Origin of the sequence: Brucella thiophenivorans (assembly GCF_002252445.1) — a bacterium.
GTDB classification, from domain to species: Bacteria; Pseudomonadota; Alphaproteobacteria; order Rhizobiales; family Rhizobiaceae; genus Brucella; species Brucella thiophenivorans.
Genome location: NZ_NNRJ01000014.1, coordinates 133,291 through 151,978, shown reverse-complemented (window position 1 = coordinate 151,978; position 18,688 = coordinate 133,291). Strand labels below are relative to the sequence as shown.

The following is an 18,688-nucleotide window of genomic DNA, read 5'->3' as shown; positions in this document are numbered from 1 at the left end:
AAATTATGAGCAAACATATTTCATTTGCGGAAGCAGCATCACTCATTCCCGACAACGCTGTCGTTTCAGTTTCTTCATCGAGCGGCCTCGGCTGTCCGGACATGATGCTGAAAGCGATTGGCGAGCGGTTTGATGAAACCGGTCATCCTCAGAATATCACTACGCTGCATCCAATTGCGGCGGGCGATATGAGCGGCATAAAGGGCGTTGATTATATTGCCAAAAAGGGTCTTTTGAAGAAGATCATTGGCGGGTCTTATCCATCCGGGCCATCAAGTGCTGAGCCGCCGATGATCTGGCAGATGATCACCAATAATGAGATTCCGGCCTATAATATTCCGTCCGGTATTCTATTTGACATGCATCGTGAGGCTGCTGCCAAGCGTCCCGGCGTGCTGACCAAAGTGGGGCTTGATACTTTCGTTGATCCCAAGCGTCAGGGATCGGCAATGAATGACAAGGCGCGTGAGGAGTCGGTCGTCAGGCAGGTCAGTTTTGAAGGTGAGGACTGGCTTTATTTCCCCAATATCGTGCCGCATGTGACGATCATCCGCGCCACCACTGCCGATGAACGCGGCAATCTCACCTATGAACATGAGGGCGCATATCTTGGTGGGCTGGATCAGGCGTTGGCTGCACGCAACAATGGCGGCATCGTCATTGCGCAGGTGAAGCGCATCGCCAAGGAAGGCACGCTGAAACCGCACGATGTGCGCGTGCCGGGCGTTCTGGTTGACTATATCGTCGTTGATCCCGACCAGAAGCAGACAACGCAGACACTTTACGATCCGGCAATTTCCGGCGAGATTTTCCGTCCGCTCGATACATTCCGCTTGCCTGAGTTCAATATTCAGAAGGCGATTGCGCGGCGTGTAGCACAGGAATTGCAGGCAGGAAGTGCGGTCAATCTTGGCTTTGGTATTTCTGCCAATGTACCGCGCATTCTGTTGGAAGAGGGATTGCATGGTGCAGTGACCTGGGTGATTGAGCAGGGTGCAGTTGGCGGTGTGCCGCTCCTCGATTTTGCCTTTGGCTGTGCGTCCAATGCAGACGCCTATATGCCGTCACCCTATCAGTTCACTTATTTTCAGGGGGCGGGCTTCGACGCCTCGCTTCTGTCCTTCCTTGAGATCGGACGCGACGGCTCGGTCAATGTGTCGAAACTGTCATTCCGTCCGCATGTGACTGCTGGTGCTGGCGGTTTTGTCGATATTACTGCACGGGCCAAGAAGATTGTCTTCTCCGGCATGTTCAATGCAGGGGCGAAATTGTCGGTCGCTGACGGTAAGCTGGTGATCGAAAAAGAGGGTAAGCTCAAAAAGCTCGTCAATGAGGTTGAGCATGTCACCTTCTCCGGTCCGCGTGGTGTCGAACAGGGGCAGGATATTACTTATGTCACCGAACGCGCTGTTCTGAAGCTGACGGCGGATGGCATTGTGCTGACCGAGATCGCGCCGGGTGTCGATTTGCAGACGCATATTCTCGATCAAGCTGAGTTTCCGCTGATTGTTTCGGATAAGCTTAAACTGATGGATGAAGCTCTGTTCCGTGAAGAACCGATTGGGCTTGAATTGCCGCAAAAGCCTGCGCGAAAGCTGGAGGCTTAAATGGCTGAACGAATTGATATTAAGGTCGAAAACCACATCGCGGTCATGACCATCGAGCGGCCTGAAAAGCTCAATGCGTTTGATATTGAACTGTTGCAGGAATTGTCTTCGGCCTGTGATCGGGTGGAGGCTGATAGCAGCGTGCGGGTTGCGATCCTGACGGGCGAAGGTAAGGCTTTTTCCGCAGGCGGTGACATCAAGGCCTGGGGCGGCATGGAACCGGCAGAATTCGGCCATGCCTGGGTGCGCTATGGTCATCGTGTGTTCGAGCGGCTTGCGACTTTGCGTGTGCCGCTGATCGCAGCAATGAATGGTCATGCTTTGGGTGGTGGTCTGGAACTGGCAGGGTGCGCCGATATCCGCATTGTCGAACGACAGGCAAAAATCGGCCTGCCGGAAACATCTCTTGGTATGATCCCCGGCTGGTCGGGCACGCAGCGTCTGGTGCGCCGCTTTGGTGCGCAGATTGTGCGCCGCATGGTGCTGGGTGGCGAAATGTTCACGGCCGAGGAAGCGCTGTCGCATGGGATTGTTGATGCCGTGGTGGAGACGGGCAAGGCTTTGCGAGCAGCGCAGGACTATGCAGCGCGGGTAGCAAAACGTGGGCCCGCCGCGCTCGAAATTTCCAAATTGATGCTGTCTGTCGCCAATGGCGAAGACAATGGCACGGCTGTGGAGGCGCTGGGGTCTATCCTCGTCGCCAAGACCGGCGATCTTAAAGAAGGCGTGCGCTCGTTCAGCGAAAAACGCGAAGCAAATTTTGAAGGAAAATGGTGATGAGCGTAGTCGTAAAACCGCAGCCACTCAATGGGCTTGATGTCCGTGAATTCTCCATGCTGATCGATGGAAAATGGGTTGGTAGTCAAAGCGGCGAGACAATTGAACGTGTCGCGCCCGGCCACGGCGTCACGGTGAGTCGATATCCGGCTGGCAACAAGGCCGATGTGGAACGCGCGGTTGCGAGCGCGCGGAAGGCTTTTGATCATGGGCGCTGGTCGTCTAAAACTGCGTCACAGCGTTCGCTGGTCTTGCTCAAAGCCGCCGAACTGATTGAAGCGCGGGCGGAAGAACTGGCCTATCTCGATGCAATTGAAGCCGGCAAACCAATTTCTCAGGTGCGCGGCGAGATTGCCGGTTCCGTCGATATCTGGCGCTATGCAGCAGCGCTCGCGCGTGATCTGCATGGCGAGAGCTATAATAATCTGGGCGATGGAACTCTGGGTGTCGTTCTGCGCGAGGCGATTGGTGTTGTCTCGATCATTACGCCGTGGAATTTCCCATTCCTGATCGTCGGCCAAAAGCTGCCCTTCGCGCTGGCTGCTGGTTGTACCGCAGTCGTGAAGCCGTCGGAACTGACCTCTGGTTCGACATTGCTGCTTGGTGAAATTCTCGCCGAGGCAGGTGTGCCGGATGGCGTGGTCAACATCATCACCGGAACAGGTGCAGAAGTTGGCCAGCATATGAGCACGCACCCAGATGTTGATATGGTGTCGTTTACCGGCTCCACAGGTGTTGGCAAGCTGACCATGGCCAATGCCGCGCAAACGCTCAAGAAAGTATCGCTGGAGCTTGGTGGCAAGAATCCGCAAATCCTGTTCCCGGATGCGGATATGGATGCCTTTATCGACGCTGCGGTGTTCGGTGCGTGGTTCAATGCGGGCGAGTGCTGCAATGCCGGTTCGCGACTGATCGTGCATCGCTCGATTGTCGATGAGATTGTCGGACGGGTCGCTGATCTGTCGAAAAAAGTGATCGTCGGCGATCCGCTCGATGTCAGCACGCAAGTGGGCGCGATCATCACGCCACAGCATCTTAGCAAGGTTGGCGCTTATGTTGAACAGGCCAAAAAGGCGGGTGCCGCAATTGCCCATGGTGGCGATGTGCTGGATCTCGGTCTTGGTCAATATATGGAACCAACCATTATTGCAGGTGTGAAAGCTGACATGGCCGTGGCACGCGAAGAAGTGTTCGGGCCGGTGCTGTCGGTGCTGTCTTTTGATACGGTGGATGAGGCAATGTCGATTGCCAATGCGGTTGATTATGGCTTGTCGGCTGGCGTGTGGAGCCGCGATTTCGACACTTGTATGAACATTGGTCGCAAGGTGCGGGCTGGCACAGTCTGGATGAACACCTTCATGGACGGCACGCCGGAACTGCCTTTTGGTGGTTATCGCCAATCGGGTCTGGGCCGCGAGCTGGGCCGTCATGCGGTGGAGGATTATACCGAAACCAAGACGCTCAACATGCATATCGGTGCGCGCACCGGCTGGTGGATGCTGCAAGCAAAGTAAGGGAGACGGCTTTGGGAGGACAGCCGGATATTGTCATTATCGGCTCGGGTATCGGCGGCGCGACCATGGCCGCTGGTCTGAGCGCATCAGGTGCCGACATTCTCATTCTGGAGGCAGGTGAACGGCTGGCCGACAGGCCTGAAAACCGTGATCCGCGTGCTATTTTCCAGCGTGGTTTCTTTCGTCCGAAAGAGTTCTGGTATGAGGCGGATGGAACGCCATTCAATCCCGGCAATTATTATAATGTTGGCGGCAATTCCAAATTCTATGGCGCGGTGCTGGTGCGTTATCGCCGCGAGGATTTTGAAGAGCTTCCACATCTTGAAGGTGTGTCTCCGGCATGGCCCTTTGCCTATGATGAGCTTGAGCCTTGGTATTGCAAGGCGGAAGCGCTTTTTCAGGTGCGCGGCGAATTGGGCGATGATCCGACAGAACCGCATCATTCAAAGTCATATTCTTATCCGGCTATTCATGACGAGCGTCCGATTGCCGACATACGTGCGCGGTTGAAAAAGGCAGGGCTGCATCCGGCTTCCCTGCCATTGGGCGTTGATATTGAGCGCTGGCTGGCAAAGGCCAAAACGCCTTGGGATGCGCATCCCAACAGCAATGACGGCAAGATGGATGCGGAAACCTGTCCGCTTGCGAATGCGCTCAAACATCCAAATGTCCGGCTTGAAACATCCGCGCGGGTTACGCGATTGGAAGCCGGACCCGATGGTAAAACCATTACAGCCGTTCATTATGCGAAGAATGGCGAGGCACTGGTCTTGCGTCCCAAACTGGTCATTCTATCCGCTGGTGCCGTGCAGTCGGCAGCACTTTTGTTGCGTTCAGGACTGGCGAACGGTTCGGATCAGGTGGGTCGCAATTTTATGAACCACAATGCCAGTGCGGTGATCGGGTTTGATCCGCGCTATCGCAATGACAGCGTTTACCAAAAAACGTTTGGCTTCAATGATTATTATCTTTCGGATGGGGCTGGCGGGCCGCCCCTTGGCAATGTGCAATTGCTGGGGCGGGTTTCAGGCGCGATCCTGAAATCCAATATGCGGCGAGTGCCGGAATGGTTTTTAAACCGCATTGCCGGACATACGATTGATTTTTACGCGATGAGCGAAGATCTGCCATCGCCAGAAAGCCGCGTCAGCGTGGATGGTGATCGCATCATTCTGCATTGGGTGCGTTCCAACTGGAAGGCGCATCTGATGCTGGTTGATAAGCTCAAATCGGCGCTGCGTGCAGCAGGGTTTCCAATCGTGCTGTCGCGGGCGTTCGACAGGCGTACACCATCGCATCAATGCGGCACGGTACGTATCGGCAATAATCCAGCAACAGCGCCGCTTGATCCTTATTGCCGTGCTTATGACCACCCCAATCTCTATGTGGTCGATGCGTCGTTTCTGCCGACATCGGCGGCGGTCAATCCGGCGCTGACGATTGCGGCGCAGGCTCTGCGCGTTGCCGACCACATTCAAACGGAGAGGCTTACATGAACCGTCAAAGACCCGTGGCACTGGTGACTGGCGGCTGTCGCGGCATCGGGCTTGGTATTGCGCGTTCGCTTGCTGCTAAGGGCTTTGACCTTGCAATTACCGACCGTGCACGTGACGATGCAATCATTCAGGAATTGCGGGCGATGGGTGGAAGGGTGGCCTTCTTTGAAAGCGATCTTGCCGCGGTCGAGACGCATGAGGCGACCGTATCAGCCGTCGTAAGCGAACTGGGCGGTATTGATTGTCTGGTCAACAATGCAGGCATGGGTTCTGTTGAGCGCGGCGACTTTCTCGGGTTGAAACCTGAGAATTTCGATACAGTCATGGGTGTGAACCTGCGCGGTACGGTGTTTTTTACGCAAGCGGTGGTGAAATCCATGCTGGCGGTGATGGATGTGCGTTTTCCGCGCAGTGTTGTGACAATCAGCTCCGTTTCTTCCGTGATGACATCGCCCGAAAGGCTTGATTACTGCATCAGCAAAGCCGGGTTGACGGCATTCACGCAGGGTCTCGCACTGCGTCTGGCCGAAGCACGGATCGGCGTGTTCGAGGTGCGTCCCGGTATCATCCGCACCGATATGACGGCGCGCGTTGCAGAGCGTTATGACGGGCTGATCGAGGGTGGTCTGGTGCCTATGAAACGATGGGGCGAAGCCGGTGATGTGGGCGCTATTGTTGCGAGCCTTGCAGGCGGCGATTTCATTTTTGCGACAGGGTCCGTGATCAATGCCGATGGCGGCTTGTCGATAGCGAAGCTTTAGTTTCTCGGGAGGAGAAACGCATGAAGTATGACTATATAATTGTCGGTGGCGGTCCTGCCGGTTGCGTTCTTGCCAATCGTCTGAGCGAAGATGCAGCGATAAAGGTGCTGCTGCTGGAAGCAGGTGGAAGCGACTGGAATCCGCTGTTTCACATGCCTGCCGGTTTTGCCAAGATGACCAAGGGTGTCGCAAGCTGGGGCTGGGAAACCGTTCCGCAGAAACACATGAAAAACCGTGTACTGCGTTATACGCAAGCCAAGGTTATCGGTGGCGGCTCCAGCATCAATGCGCAGATTTATACGCGCGGCAATGCGGCTGATTACGATCTCTGGGCGGCCGAAGATGGCTGCACCGGATGGGATTATCGCCATGTGTTGCCCTATTTCAAACGCGCAGAAGACAATCAGCGTTTTAATGATGATTACCATTCTTATGGCGGTCCGATGGGCGTTTCGATGCCATCTGCGCCACTGCCGATCTGCGATGCCTATATTCGTGCAGGGCAGGAACTGGGCATTCCTTATAATCCGGATTTCAATGGCCGCGAGCAGGCGGGCGTGGGTTTCTACCAGCTTACACAACGTAACCGCCGCCGCTCTTCGGCATCGCTTGCATATTTGTCCACCATTAGGGACCGCAGGAACCTCACTGTGCGGATGAATGCACCGGTGCGCAGTATCGAACTGGAAAAGACCCGCGTCACGGGCGTTACACTGATGAGCGGCGAGGTTTTGCGCACAAGCCGCGAGGTGATTGTCTCGTCGGGTGCTATCGGTTCGCCAAAGTTATTGTTGCAATCGGGCATTGGCCCCGCCGATCATCTCAAAAAACTGGGTGTGAGTGTGACGCATGATCTGCCGGGTGTGGGCGAGAATATGCAGGATCACCTTGATCTGTTTGTCATTGCCGAATGCACCGGCGATCACACCTATGATGGCGTGGCGAAATTGCATCGGACATTAGGCGCGGGCCTGCAATATATTTTTCTGCGTTCCGGTCCTGTTGCATCGAGCCTGTTCGAAACCGGCGGCTTTTGGTATGCGGATCCGGATGCCCGCTCACCGGATATCCAGTTTCATCTGGGGCTTGGCTCGGGCATTGAGGCGGGCGTTGAGAAGCTCAAGAATGCTGGTGTGACGCTTAATTCTGCCTATCTGCATCCGCGCTCGCGTGGAACCGTGCGGCTGGCTTCCAATGATCCGGCTGCAGCACCGTTGATTGATCCCAATTACTGGAGCGATCCGCATGATCGCAAGATGTCGCTTGAAGGGCTCAAAATTGCGCGTGAAATCATGCAACAGGATGCATTAAAGCCGTTTGTGATGGCTGAACGTCTGCCGGGGCCGAAGATCGTCAGCGACGATGATTTGTTTGATTATGCCTGCGCCAATGCCAAGACCGATCATCATCCTGTCGGCACCTGCAAGATGGGTACGGATGCGATGGCGGTGGTTGATCTTGAACTGAAAGTGCGCGGACTTGAAGGCCTGCGCGTCTGCGACAGTTCGATCATGCCGCGTGTTCCATCGTGCAACACCAACGCACCCACGATCATGGTCGGCGAAAAGGGGGCGGATATTATTCGTGGCCTTGATCCCTTGCCGCCAGTGGTATTTTCATGGGAGCGCAATGAACAGAAGCCACGTGCGCGGGGCTAATCTTCGTTCACCTCAAAACGCAGATAGCCAGCAATGCCTGAACCTTTGTGGTTAGGATTGTCGGATGGGTGATTGACGCCGTCATTGACCGGAATGACTTTGAAGTCGAAAGGTGAGACGCCTTCGAGACAGGCGGCATTGACACCGAATTGTTGAGGGTTGGATCGGCGCTGGTGGAAGGTGTAGATCCCGCATTTCGAGCAGAAATAATGCTTGGCCGTGCCCGTATTGAATGTGTAGAGCGTCAGCGCATCTTCGCCTTCCAGGACTTCAACGCCATTAAGATCTGCGGAAACGGCGACAGCGCCACGCATCCGGCAATAGGAGCAGGTGCAGCGGCGCGCAGTGTGAAGTCCATCGGATAGTTTGACGCGAAAGCGCACGGTTCCGCAGTGACAGGCACCATTGGCGACTTGAATATCAGGGTTCATCCGGCTCTCCTGCTTTTTTGACGTGCGCCTTATCCGAAAACCGCTTCACACTTTGCGGGATGCGCTCTGAATCATGATATTTCCGTTCTGTCAGCTTTACCATCTGCAAAACTTGATTAAGGTTATGGCCGGAAATTGCTTCGGGAGGGAATTCATGAGTGGGTTTGCAGTCGTCACAGGTGGAAGCACCGGCATTGGAAGGCATCTTGTTCAGGCTCTGGCTGATGCCGGGTATGCGGTTGCCTTTAGCTACAGGGGGGATGACGAACTGGCAGACACATTGATGGAGTTGGTTGAAGCGGCTGGCGGTCAGGCGCTTGGGCTTGAATGCGATGTTGGCATTGGCGCGGAAGTCGAAGAGTTCTTTGACGAGGTTTGCAGCTGGTATGGCGATGCGCCGGACGTGCTGATCAACAATGCCGGCGTTCAGGTCTGGAGTTCGCTGCTGGAGCTTTCCGAAGCGGATTGGGACACTGTGATCCGCACCAATATGAAGGGCTGTTTTCTCAATACGCAGGCTGCAGCCAAGCGAATGATCGATGTGGGCAAGGGCGGTTCGATCATCAATATCGGTTCGGGTTGCAACAAGCTGGCTTTTCCGAAACTGGTTTCCTACACAGCATCAAAAGGCGGTATCGAGCAGTTTACCAAGGTTTCTGCGGTTGAACTGGGACCGCACGGCATTCGTGTGAATTGCGTGGCACCCGGTGCTATTCTCAATGAACGCACAGCACAGGAACAGCCGGATTATGCGCAAACATGGGGTCGGATCACGCCGCTGCGGCGGGTAGGGACAGTGGATGATCTTTCCGGGCCGGTGCTGTTTTTTGCATCCGATGCCGCACAGTTCGTAACCGGGCAAACCTTATGGGTCGATGGCGGTGTATTTTCACAAGCCAACTGGCCCTATGAGGGGTGAGGAAAATAGCCTCAAGTTGATTTCTCTAAATGTTAGTCGAGCCTGTAGACAATTTGAAAAGGCTCGACTGGCGCAACGATTTGCTTCAATCAGGCGTATTTTTGAGCGGCAGTTTTTATTCGATCTGCGTATTCATATATTTGATCAAGGCTTTCGATGATGACGCGGTCTTCACTATCGCCATCAAATATCCCGATATATTTTGTCGCGCGATTAAAGTGCAGGCGGACCAAGGGTTTGCGATTATTATCATCCAGAAGCACGGCGCAATATGACTTGGCATCGCGCATAGCAATGCGCTTGGCAGCTACCAATTCGCGGCAGATTGCGCGGACAATCATAAAACCTTCGGTTTCCTCTTCAGTGGTTACGATTTCCGCCTCTTCCTCAGGCTGTTCAATCTCTTCAACAACCTGCTCCGTATCAGCAAGCGCATTGGATAAGCGGTTTTTCACTGCATCCATTATAACGTCGCGGAAAGCCGACTTTGTAACCGCGGTCAGCATTTCCTTTACATTGGCAGTAAACCGCTTTTCGTAAACCTCACTGGAAACAATTCTGACAAAATCTTCGGATGGGTCTTCGATGAGCTTGTTGATCGCTTTCTTGATACCAGAAGTATATTTCAGGCGCTCAGCAGTTGCTAAAATACTGTCTTCGTTGAAACTTGCCTTCTCGAACTTTTTTAGTTCCGCTGCGATAACCGGATTAAAATCGGCGAGATCAAAAACGAAAAACGGACGGGCATCAAGCTTATTCAACGCATCGAGATCGGTATAGAAATTGAATGTGCGACCATTGGTCAAAATGGCAAATTTGGCGCTTGTGACGCTGAAATACCGGTAAAGCTGATCCAGATGCTTCTTTTCCAAGTTAACAGTGATCGGCTTGCATTCGATAAGAATACGTATTTGGCTGTCGATATGGATAGCATAATCGACTTTTTCGCCTTTTTTGCCAACAGCATCGGCTGTAAATTCCGGAATGACTTCATTGGGATCAAAGACATCATAACCCAACGCACGAAGAAAAGGTAAGACAACAGCTGTTTTAACCGCCTCTTCTGTCGCCATGGTACTCGAATGCGTTTTTACACGTTCAGCAATGATCTTGATGCTTTCTTCGAAAGTGCTCATATACTCGCCCCCAAGCAACTCTTAATTTAAAACCCCGATATATTGGCAAGCTGGCAGAGACATGAGGCGTCGTCAAGAACTTAGAGATTTATAATTATATTAGTTGTCGGGAGATTGAAGAGACAATCTTGCCTCGTTTATTGCAAATGTTGGCTTCATAAGTCATTATTGACTTATCTCCTGAAAACTACATTCGCGGCTGATTTGAAAATGATTACAGATGCTTAAATGGTGATCCCGACTGGATTCGAACCAGTGGCCTCAAGATTAGGAATCTTGCGCTCTATCCTACTGAGCTACGGGACCAGCAATACCAAATGCTTCTAAGTAAGATAAGCATTTTCCGACACATACTGTTTTTCATGGCTTTCGCCAACCCCGCAAAAAGCGGGGCCAGCGCATTTATTTGCATATTGCGTTTCAGGCGGTGAGTGCAGTTTCAATCACCGACACGAAATAGCTCACGCCATAAGGGATAGCTTCGTCGTTGAAGTCATAAGCAGGGTGATGCAGGCCCGGAGTGTCGCCATTGCCCAGAAAAATGTAAGCGCCGGGGCGCTCTTCCAGCATGTAGGAAAAATCTTCTGCGGCCATCATCGGCGCAACATCGGTTTTCACCTTGCCTTCGCCCGCTACATTCTTTGCCACACGCGCTGCAAAATCGGTCTGTTCGTCGTGATTGTAGGTGACAGGGTAGTTGTTTCTGTAGCGAACGGAGATTTCTGCACCTGTGATGGTCGCAATACCTGCTGCCGCTTCGCGAATGCGACGCTCTGCATAGGCGCGGGTTTCTTTGCTCAGTGTTCGCACGGTGCCTGAAAGCTTTGTCGTTTCCGGGATGACATTATAGGCTTCGCCGGCATGGAATTTTGTGACTGAAATTACCAGTGAATCCAGCGGATCAGTATTGCGGGACACGATGCTCTGGATGGCAATATGAAGCTGTGAGCCAGCAAGGATGGGATCGATTGTGCGGTGCGGTTGTGCTGCATGACCCCCGCGACCGGTGATGAGCAGGTCGAACTCGTCGGTTGCGGCCATGATCGGACCTTTGCACATGGCAAACTGGCCGACGGGCAAACTCGGCAGATTGTGCACACCATAGACTTCCGTAATGCCAAAGCGGTCCATCACGCCATCCTTGACCATCGCAAGTGCGCCTGCGCCACCTTCTTCCGCAGGCTGGAATAAAAGCACGGCTGAACCGCGGAAATTTCGGGTTTCGCTCAGATATTGCGCGGCACCGAGTAGCATGGATGTATGGCCGTCATGCCCGCAGGAATGCGCTTTTCCGGGATTTTTAGACGCCCACTCGACGCCGCTGGTCTCGGTGATCGGCAAAGCATCCATATCGGCGCGCAGACCAATCGCGGGGCCATCGCCATGACGACCTTTGATGACTGCGACGACGCCGCTGCGGCCGACACCAGTTTCCACCAGATCACAGCCGAAGGATTTCAGCTTTTCTTCAACAAAACGCGCTGTTTCATGAACGTCGTAAAGCAATTCAGGGTTTTCGTGCAGATGGCGACGCCATGCGGCGATCTCTGCTTGGGTTTCGACGACACGATTGAGCACTGGCATTTCGGAAATATCCTGAGATTCTTATTATGCAGAAGCAAAGAGAATATGACGTTTCGGTGAAAGCGGGCAATCCCTAAAGCGCAGCGCGCTTTAGCCTTTGAATTGTCACGCCTGCGTTATCTGGTAACCGAATACCACTTTTCCGCGCATGCTCTATTTGCCTTTTGATTGCCACATGGCATAGATAAGAGCAGAGCAAATCTTTCTTTTTGACTGAATGTACTCGCAAGCTATTATGGCTTTTGCTGATTGGAACTACGAATGATCCCGAAGTCGTTGAAAATCCTGTGCGCAGCAGCGGCTCTGTCGGCCCTGACCATGTCTGCCACTCTCGCCAATCCGTCGATTGCTGTGGATGTGGCGAATGGCAAGGTTTATTCTGCGCAAGATGCATTCCAGCGCTGGTATCCGGCTTCGCTGACCAAGATGATGACGGCTTATGTGACCTTTCGCGCTCTTCAAGCTGGTCAGCTGACACTTGAGTCACCGGTCAAAATGACCGTCAATGCTTCTAAAGAGCCACCAAGCAAGATGGGCTATCGCCCGGGCTCTGTACTGACGCTTGATAATGCGCTCAAGATCATGCTGGTGAAATCGGCCAATGACGTTTCTGTGGCGGTTGCAGAAGCAGTTGGCGGCACGGAGTCTGCTTTCGTGCAGCGCATGAATGCGGAAGCGCAGCGCATCGGCATGAGCGGATCACATTTCGCCAATCCGAATGGTCTGCATGATCCGAATAATTATTCGACCGCGCATGATTTGGCCGTGCTTGGTGTGCAGTTGCGCCGCGAATTTCCGCAATATGCGCATTATTTCAATACAGAAGCCATTGATGCGGGTGATGGTAAGAAGCCACAAGCCAATTATAATATTCTGCTTGGTCGCTTTGATGGAGCGGACGGCATGAAGACCGGCTTTGTCTGCGCATCTGGCTTTAATCTGGCAAGTTCAGCAACCCGTCAGGGTCGCACAATTCTGGCAATTGTGCTGGGTTCAGATCGACAGGAAGCGCGTGCGGTTCAGGCAGCACAATTGATGACCGATGCTTTCCGCAGCAATGGTGCGGGTGTGCCGACGCTGGGCTCAATGGTTCCGCCAGCAAGCAGCGCTATCAATCAGGCCGTGGATATGCGCAAGGCAATTTGTAGCCAGCAGGCCATGGCTGATCGCTGGGATGGCCGCGATGTCGAAGGACGTTTGCAGCTCAATTCGCCCTATATCCATGCGATGACGCGGGACCCTGTGCCGGTTCAGGTTGGACTTGTTTCCGCCCCACCAGCCAAGATTACGCGCGTTGGCCAGCTTGATATTTCGCAGGTTCCTGTGCCTATGCCACGTCCGCAGCGCGCTGCCGCTTCAATCAATTAAAGCATAATCCGACCGGAGTAACACGAGGATCGATGAGATTATGCTAAAAGCAAAAGGACTTAGAGCGCCGATCTGATTTAATCAGATCGAAACGCGCTCTAAGATAGTATCATGCCGCATCCAATTCCTGTTTCCGTCCTGACCGGCTTTCTTGGCTCGGGCAAGACGACGCTGCTCAATCGTCTGCTCAAAGACCCGGCATTGACCGATACGGCCGTTATCATCAATGAATTTGGTGAAGTGAGCATTGATCATTTTCTGGTTGAGAAGGCCAGTGAAGGTATTATCGAGCTTGCTGATGGTTGCCTGTGTTGCACGGTTCGCGGCGAGCTGGTGGATACGCTGGCCGATCTGATTGATCGGCTCCAGACGGGCCGCATCAAGGCTTTGAAGCGGATTATCATTGAGACGACCGGGCTTGCCGATCCGGCTCCGGTGCTGCAGTCAATCATGGGGCATCCGGTGCTGATGCAAGCACTTCGCCTTGACGGCGTGCTAACGACTGTTGATGCCGTCAATGGCAATTCATCGCTGGATAATCATGCGGAAGCCGTCAAACAAGCGGCGATGGCTGATCGCATCATCATCACGAAAGCCGAAATGCCGGAGGCTGAGGCAGGACTTGGCGCGTTGAAAGCAAGACTGAAGCTGCTTAATCCGGGCGCGGATATTCTGGAAGCCTCCGATACGCGCACGGGCTATGCAGCTCTGTTTGAATGCGGGCTTTATAATCCTGAAACCAAGACGGCTGATGTGCAGCATTGGCTGAAGGCGGAAGCCTATGAGGATGATCCTCACCATGATCATGGGGGGCATTCGCATCATCATCACGGGAATGATCATGTGTGTGGACCGGATTGCGATCATGATCATGGGCATCACCACCATCATCATGACGATGCGATCCGCTCGTTTTCGCTAAGGCATAAAGAGCCGATTCCGTTTTCAACATTTGAGATGTTTATCGATCTGCTGCGCTCGACCCATGGCGAAAAGCTGCTTCGGGTAAAAGGCATTGTGCAGATTGCCGAGGATCCGGATCGTCCGCTGGTCATTCATGGCGTGCAGAAGATTTTCCACCCACCGGCACGTCTGCCAAAATGGCCGAATGACGAGCATGAAACGCTGCTGGTGATGATCGTGAAGGATTTGCCGGAGAGTTATGTGCGCGAATTGTTCGACGCATTTCTCGGCAAGGCAGGAATTGATCGCCCGGATCGCGCCGCGATGATGGATAATCCGCTGGCTATTCCAGGATTTTCTATCGGATAATTATCTCTTCTGAATAAGAAAACGATGCAGGTTTTCGTCGCGCTCTTGCGAAAGCAGAGCATGGCCTTCTTGTGTGCAAAAATGCGGTAAATCTATGCCGGACAGAGGATCGGTCGCTTCAACCCAGAGAAGCGAGCCGCTCGGCATAGTCTGCAGACGATTGCGCGTCTTTAAAACGGGAAGAGGGCACTTAAGCCCTCTTAGATCATAGACGGGAACGTCTTTATCCATTTGGTATCAATTACCACCCAGCTTCCACCATGGCTTTTTTGGTGCCGGTACAGGTGCCGCAATCACGTTGTCTGCAACCGTGCTGGCAGTAGTCATTGGTGAAACGCTCGTTTGGGATGAAACGATTGCCGGATTTGCCTGTGGAACAGGAACGGAAGCGGTTTGTGTCGGATCAGCAACTGTTGGGGTCGCTGCAATCGCTGTCGGCTGTACCGAGATCGGTGTTGCTGCCGGGCGAATATCCGGTGCATTTGGCGTTTCAGCCGACGTTGGCGAAAGCGACGGCGGTTCGCGTGTTACCTTTTCTCCGCGTGCACGTGCCGCACTCCAGGCTGAGACGAGCTTTGCTTCGGTGATGCCCTGAATGGATGGTGCAGGCTTCTTCTGAGCAGCGCTGAATGCGCTCTGGAAAGTCTTTTCATAAGATGAGGTATAAGCCATGGATTCAGCACTTGCCGAAGGCGGGCATGCACCCGTTGGCGATAGCGGCTGGCCATCTGCGGTTGGTACATTAAACACGTAACGCTTTTCGCAGACATCGACTTTCGGCGGCACTTTGGTTGCTTCGAACGAATCGTAACCCTGTTTGAGCATCGCCCAGAACGAATAATTCGGATCGCTCTTGTAACGCGCCATGTTGGCTGCGGTCATGCGGAACGGAAATGCCTGAATCTGGAAATCGCGCTGACCGCCCTTAAAAGCATCGCGACCAAAAGCATAAATCTCGCTGACGCTGTCATCGGTCATCGAATAGCAACCCGATGACGAGCAGGCACCATGCACCATCAAATTCTGGCCGGTGCGATTGTGGGCGCGGTCATAGGCATTGGGGAAGCCGATGTTGAAGGCTAGGTGATATTGCGAATTCGGGTTCATCTGTGCCGGGCGCACATTATAGAAGCCTTCGGGTGCCTGACGATCACCTTCAACGAATTTCGGGCCGAGCTTGCCAGACCATTTGCAGATCTCATACGAGGCAATCTGATCGTATTTGCCGTTATTCTTCTGCTTCCAGACTTCTAGGACACCTTCTTCCTTGAAAATACGCACCATGACAGGCGAGGTGCGGCTCATGCCCTTTGCCTGCATCTTGGCGACTATTTTTTGTGGAAGTGGTTTTTCAGCGCGTAAGCTGAGATCGGAAACGGACGAACCCTGACAACCCGCAAGCAGAGCGGATGCCAAGAGTGTTCCAAGAAGTGCGGTTCTGATCTTCATATCACATAATGCCTGTTAGAGCTGTGCTTTGAGCGCGTCTGAGCAAATCTGATTTATAGTTGCCCGGATATTAACAACAAAACCTTTCAGTATCGTTGATAAACCGTTGCTCAATTACCTAAAAAACAGCGTGGCCGCAATATGGCGGAAATGTCGGCATGATGCAAATCCGGCGCAGTTCAGGCTGCGTCGGGGCAAGTTTTTGAATTTTATGGTTAATTAAAGCATAATCCGACCGGAGTGAAACGAGGATCGATAAGATTATGCTTAAAGCAAAAAGTTTAGAGCGCCGATCTGATTAGATCAGATCGGAACACGCTCTAAATATTACGACCGATCTCAAGGAATTTCTGACGCCGCTCCTGCTTAAGCGTTTCGCCATCAACATCCTTCATCGAGCGCAAGGAAGCGGTGATAATGTCGCCAGCAGCGGCAATTGTAGATTCCTTGCCGCGATGTGCGCCACCCAGCGGTTCGGGGATGATGCCGTCGATAATCTTGAGGTCGAACAGATCCTGCGCGGTGATGCGCATGTTGGATGCTGCGTCCTTGGCGCGGGTTGAATCGTGCCAGAGGATTGAAGCTGCTCCTTCCGGCGAAATTACCGAATAGATGGAATGTTCGAGCATATAGACGCGGTTTGCAACAGCGATAGCAATGGCGCCACCTGAACCGCCTTCACCGATGATGATTGAGATCACAGGCACGCGCAGCTTGAGGCATTCAGCTGTTGAGCGCGCAATGGCTTCTGCCTGACCGCGTTCTTCCGCGCTCACGCCCGGATAAGCACCAGCGGTGTCAACGAAGGTAATCAGCGGCAACTGGAAACGGTCAGCCATTTCCATGATGCGCACAGCTTTGCGGTAGCCTTCAGGACGGGCCGAGCCGAAATTATGCTTGACGCGGGTCTTGGTGTCCGAGCCTTTTTCCTGACCAAGAATGGCAACAGGAAGGCCATTGAAGCGTGCAAAGCCACCCTGAATGGCTTCATCATTGGCAAACTGGCGATCACCGGCCAGCGGCGTGAATTCGGTGAACAGCGTGTTGATATATTCAAGGCAGTGCGGACGATCCGGGTGGCGGGCGATCTGCGCCTTCTGCCATGGGGTCAGCTTGCGATAAATATCTTTGAGCGCATCGGCCGAGCGTTTCTCAAGACGGCTGATCTCGTCGCTCATCTCGACGCTGCCCTGTTCCTGTGCGAGCTTTTTCAGCTCAAGGATCTGGCCTTCGAGGTCGGCGACGGGTTTTTCAAAGTCGAGATAATTATACATCGGGCCTGACTATTGTGCGTTTCCAGAGATATTGGCCATAAAAAAAGCCAGATAACGGCTGTTTTACGGCATCTTATACCAAGGCGCTGAGATGCTGACGCATCACGCCTTGAAAAAGTTCAATCGCCACTCGGGCTTAACCAAAGTCCAATGAGTTTTACTCAATGGATTTTGGTAATACATATTTACTTCGTTCGCATCTTGCAAATTTTTCTGAAATTCTCTTAACCGCAGTGGGCTTAATCGGCAAGCGGATGATGCTCACTTACCAGCTTATGCAGCCTTTCTTCCAGAACATGGGTGTAAATTTGGGTCGTCGAAATGTCCGAATGTCCCAGTAATTGCTGCACTGTTCTAAGGTCTGCCCCGTTTTGTAAAAGATGGCTGGCAAACGCATGTCTGAGCACATGTGGGGAGATGGAAGCGCTGGAAAGTCCGGCTCTGGCCGCAAGAACTTTCAGTTCACGGCCAAAAACCTGACGCGCCAGATGGCCGCTTTCGGAGAAGGCCGGAAACAGCCACGGGTTTTCGTCATAGCCAGGCAGAGAATCGCGGTACGCCAGAAACACTTGCAAGGCTTCCCGTGCTTTTTGTGACAAAGGCACCATGCGATCTTTTGAGCCTTTGCCGCGCACAATCAGAAATCGGTGGTCGGTGCGTGCAACGCTGACCGGCAGGCCGACAAGTTCCGATACACGCAAACCGGTTGCGTAAAGCGTTTCAAGCAGGGCATGCAGGCGCAATGCCTTGATACGATCGGCTGGTTCCGTCGCTTCTTTTGCTTCAAGGGCTGCGCGGTCCAGAAGGCGACCGACATTTTCAACACTCATGATTTTTGGCAGCGGCTTTTGCTTCTTTGGCGCGTCGATGATGCCGGTTGGATCGTCCTGCCGGAAACCTTCGGCATAGAGAAAGCGGAAAAATTGTCGGATTGCTGAAAGGCGGCGTGCCTGTGATGTTGCAGCAAAGCCTTTATCGGCCATGCTATCCAACACCTGACGGATGTCGTCGCTTTTTGCCTCAGCCAGATTGATGCCGCGTGAGGCAAGGGCATCGGAACAGGCATCAAGATCGCGGCGGTACGATTCCAGCGTGTTGTGTGATGCGCCGCGTTCAGCACTCATCATTTCGAGAAAATTCTCAATGGCCAGTGATGCCCGCATATATCTACTCCTGCTCATCCGGCTTGAGTTCCTGCACAGGTAGAGGTTCTGGCGGCAGAGGTTCCGGGGGTGGCGCTATGACGGTCTGTTTGATTTTTGATGCCGGGATTTCGATGGTAATTTTGTGCGTGGAAGGTTTTACGAAATTGGCGAGAGAGAACATCGCGCCATAGACAATGGCGGCAATGATAGCGAGCAGGAAAAGAATGCGCGTCAGCGTGGGCATGTTGCGTTTATGCTGTGCTATTCGGACGAAAGCAAGAAGGGCAGTTGCAATAG

General features: G+C 53.2%; 17 protein-coding genes and 1 tRNA gene. 9 read left to right on the top strand and 9 right to left on the bottom strand.

Annotated features, from left to right (window positions below; all coding sequences use genetic code 11):
- Positions 1–5 precede the first annotated feature (5 nt).
- Genes CEV31_RS04905 through CEV31_RS04880 form a run of 6 tightly spaced genes read left to right on the top strand, consistent with a single transcriptional unit; the run spans position 6 to position 7,813 of the window.
- On the top strand, positions 6–1,607 hold the full coding sequence (locus CEV31_RS04905) for an acyl CoA:acetate/3-ketoacid CoA transferase (RefSeq protein WP_094505788.1): 1,602 nt from the start codon (positions 6–8) through the stop codon (positions 1,605–1,607).
- Entirely contained in the window at positions 1,608–2,384 is a 777-nt protein-coding gene (locus CEV31_RS04900; RefSeq protein WP_094505787.1) for an enoyl-CoA hydratase/isomerase family protein, read from the top strand.
- Positions 2,378–3,898: an aldehyde dehydrogenase family protein gene (locus tag CEV31_RS04895; RefSeq protein WP_094505786.1), complete on the top strand. Its 1,521-nt coding sequence runs from the start codon at positions 2,378–2,380 to the stop codon at positions 3,896–3,898. The genes CEV31_RS04900 and CEV31_RS04895 overlap by 7 nt, the downstream gene beginning before the upstream one ends.
- Positions 3,899–3,909: 11 nt before the next feature.
- On the top strand, positions 3,910–5,394 hold the full coding sequence (locus CEV31_RS04890; protein ID WP_094505822.1) for a GMC oxidoreductase: 1,485 nt from the start codon (positions 3,910–3,912) through the stop codon (positions 5,392–5,394).
- Positions 5,391–6,155 (top strand): 3-ketoacyl-ACP reductase, encoded by a 765-nt coding sequence (locus CEV31_RS04885; RefSeq protein ID WP_094505785.1) that lies wholly within the window; start codon positions 5,391–5,393, stop codon positions 6,153–6,155. Before CEV31_RS04890 ends, CEV31_RS04885 begins: the two co-directional genes overlap by 4 nt.
- 20 nt (positions 6,156–6,175) lie before the next feature.
- The gene (locus tag CEV31_RS04880; protein ID WP_094505784.1) at positions 6,176–7,813 is read left to right on the top strand and encodes a GMC family oxidoreductase; all 1,638 of its coding nucleotides are present in this window, start codon (positions 6,176–6,178) and stop codon (positions 7,811–7,813) included.
- Here CEV31_RS04880 and CEV31_RS04875 read toward each other — a convergent pair.
- The gene (locus CEV31_RS04875) at positions 7,810–8,244 is read right to left on the bottom strand and encodes a GFA family protein (RefSeq protein WP_094505783.1); all 435 of its coding nucleotides are present in this window, start codon (positions 8,242–8,244) and stop codon (positions 7,810–7,812) included. The two genes, CEV31_RS04880 and CEV31_RS04875, sit on opposite strands and share 4 nt — an antisense overlap.
- Before the next feature lie 154 nt (positions 8,245–8,398).
- On the opposite strand from CEV31_RS04875, the gene CEV31_RS04870 reads away from it, so the two are divergent.
- Positions 8,399–9,163, top strand: coding sequence for an SDR family NAD(P)-dependent oxidoreductase (locus CEV31_RS04870; RefSeq protein WP_094505781.1), 765 nt, complete (start codon positions 8,399–8,401; stop codon positions 9,161–9,163).
- A gap of 89 nt (positions 9,164–9,252) precedes the next feature.
- Here CEV31_RS04870 and CEV31_RS04865 read toward each other — a convergent pair whose 3' ends face one another.
- The 3 genes from CEV31_RS04865 to CEV31_RS04855 all read right to left on the bottom strand — a co-directional run bounded on the left by CEV31_RS04865 (position 9,253) and on the right by CEV31_RS04855 (position 11,883).
- Complete coding sequence (locus tag CEV31_RS04865) at positions 9,253–10,299, bottom strand: type I restriction endonuclease (protein ID WP_094505779.1); 1,047 nt, start codon at positions 10,297–10,299, stop codon at positions 9,253–9,255.
- A 229-nt stretch (positions 10,300–10,528) separates the two neighbouring features.
- Positions 10,529–10,605 (bottom strand) — tRNA-Arg (locus CEV31_RS04860).
- Positions 10,606–10,719: 114 nt separating this feature from the next.
- Positions 10,720–11,883, bottom strand: a complete 1,164-nt coding sequence (locus CEV31_RS04855) for a M20 aminoacylase family protein (protein ID WP_094505777.1) — start codon at positions 11,881–11,883, stop codon at positions 10,720–10,722.
- Between the two features lie 261 nt (positions 11,884–12,144).
- On the opposite strand from CEV31_RS04855, the gene CEV31_RS04850 reads away from it, so the two are divergent.
- Positions 12,145–13,251, top strand: coding sequence for a D-alanyl-D-alanine carboxypeptidase family protein (locus tag CEV31_RS04850; protein ID WP_094505775.1), 1,107 nt, complete (start codon positions 12,145–12,147; stop codon positions 13,249–13,251).
- 111 nt (positions 13,252–13,362) lie between these two features.
- Positions 13,363–14,523 carry a CobW family GTP-binding protein gene (locus CEV31_RS04845; protein ID WP_094505773.1) on the top strand — a complete coding sequence of 387 codons (1,161 nt, stop codon included), beginning with the start codon at positions 13,363–13,365 and terminating at the stop codon, positions 14,521–14,523.
- Here the strand turns inward: CEV31_RS04845 and CEV31_RS04840 are convergent, their stop codons facing one another.
- The 5 genes from CEV31_RS04840 to CEV31_RS04820 form a co-directional block, all read right to left on the bottom strand.
- Positions 14,524–14,754, bottom strand: coding sequence for a sulfurtransferase TusA family protein (locus CEV31_RS04840; protein WP_094505772.1), 231 nt, complete (start codon positions 14,752–14,754; stop codon positions 14,524–14,526).
- A 6-nt stretch (positions 14,755–14,760) separates the two neighbouring features.
- A complete protein-coding gene (locus CEV31_RS04835) occupies positions 14,761–15,972 on the bottom strand; it encodes a L,D-transpeptidase family protein (protein WP_094505770.1) in 1,212 nt (403 codons plus the stop codon).
- Between the two features lie 320 nt (positions 15,973–16,292).
- Positions 16,293–17,246: an acetyl-CoA carboxylase carboxyltransferase subunit alpha gene (locus tag CEV31_RS04830; protein ID WP_094505768.1), complete on the bottom strand. Its 954-nt coding sequence runs from the start codon at positions 17,244–17,246 to the stop codon at positions 16,293–16,295.
- A gap of 239 nt (positions 17,247–17,485) precedes the next feature.
- Positions 17,486–18,409, bottom strand: a complete 924-nt coding sequence (gene xerD, locus CEV31_RS04825; RefSeq protein ID WP_094505766.1) for a site-specific tyrosine recombinase XerD — start codon at positions 18,407–18,409, stop codon at positions 17,486–17,488.
- A gap of 4 nt (positions 18,410–18,413) precedes the next feature.
- The gene (locus tag CEV31_RS04820) at positions 18,414–18,635 is read right to left on the bottom strand and encodes a hypothetical protein (protein WP_094505820.1); all 222 of its coding nucleotides are present in this window, start codon (positions 18,633–18,635) and stop codon (positions 18,414–18,416) included.
- Between the last annotated feature and the right edge of the window lie 53 nt (positions 18,636–18,688).

Excerpts from the sequence above, each read along its gene's own strand:
- CEV31_RS04865 (WP_094505779.1), bottom strand. The coding sequence starts at position 10,299 with ATGAGCACTTTCGAAGAAAGCATCAAGATCATTGCTGAACGTGTAAAA.
- CEV31_RS04820 (WP_094505820.1), bottom strand. The coding sequence starts at position 18,635 with ATGCCCACGCTGACGCGCATTCTTTTCCTGCTCGCTATCATTGCCGCC.
- CEV31_RS04830 (WP_094505768.1), bottom strand. The coding sequence starts at position 17,246 with ATGTATAATTATCTCGACTTTGAAAAACCCGTCGCCGACCTCGAAGGC.
- CEV31_RS04900 (WP_094505787.1), top strand. The coding sequence starts at position 1,608 with ATGGCTGAACGAATTGATATTAAGGTCGAAAACCACATCGCGGTCATG.
- CEV31_RS04875 (WP_094505783.1), bottom strand. The coding sequence starts at position 8,244 with ATGAACCCTGATATTCAAGTCGCCAATGGTGCCTGTCACTGCGGAACC.
- CEV31_RS04855 (WP_094505777.1), bottom strand. The coding sequence starts at position 11,883 with ATGCCAGTGCTCAATCGTGTCGTCGAAACCCAAGCAGAGATCGCCGCA.
- CEV31_RS04880 (WP_094505784.1), top strand. The coding sequence starts at position 6,176 with ATGAAGTATGACTATATAATTGTCGGTGGCGGTCCTGCCGGTTGCGTT.
- CEV31_RS04895 (WP_094505786.1), top strand. The coding sequence starts at position 2,378 with ATGGTGATGAGCGTAGTCGTAAAACCGCAGCCACTCAATGGGCTTGAT.
- CEV31_RS04835 (WP_094505770.1), bottom strand. The coding sequence starts at position 15,972 with ATGAAGATCAGAACCGCACTTCTTGGAACACTCTTGGCATCCGCTCTG.
- CEV31_RS04870 (WP_094505781.1), top strand. The coding sequence starts at position 8,399 with ATGAGTGGGTTTGCAGTCGTCACAGGTGGAAGCACCGGCATTGGAAGG.
- CEV31_RS04905 (WP_094505788.1), top strand. The coding sequence starts at position 6 with ATGAGCAAACATATTTCATTTGCGGAAGCAGCATCACTCATTCCCGAC.
- xerD (WP_094505766.1), bottom strand. The coding sequence starts at position 18,409 with ATGCGGGCATCACTGGCCATTGAGAATTTTCTCGAAATGATGAGTGCT.
- CEV31_RS04850 (WP_094505775.1), top strand. The coding sequence starts at position 12,145 with ATGATCCCGAAGTCGTTGAAAATCCTGTGCGCAGCAGCGGCTCTGTCG.
- CEV31_RS04885 (WP_094505785.1), top strand. The coding sequence starts at position 5,391 with ATGAACCGTCAAAGACCCGTGGCACTGGTGACTGGCGGCTGTCGCGGC.
- CEV31_RS04840 (WP_094505772.1), bottom strand. The coding sequence starts at position 14,754 with ATGGATAAAGACGTTCCCGTCTATGATCTAAGAGGGCTTAAGTGCCCT.
- CEV31_RS04845 (WP_094505773.1), top strand. The coding sequence starts at position 13,363 with ATGCCGCATCCAATTCCTGTTTCCGTCCTGACCGGCTTTCTTGGCTCG.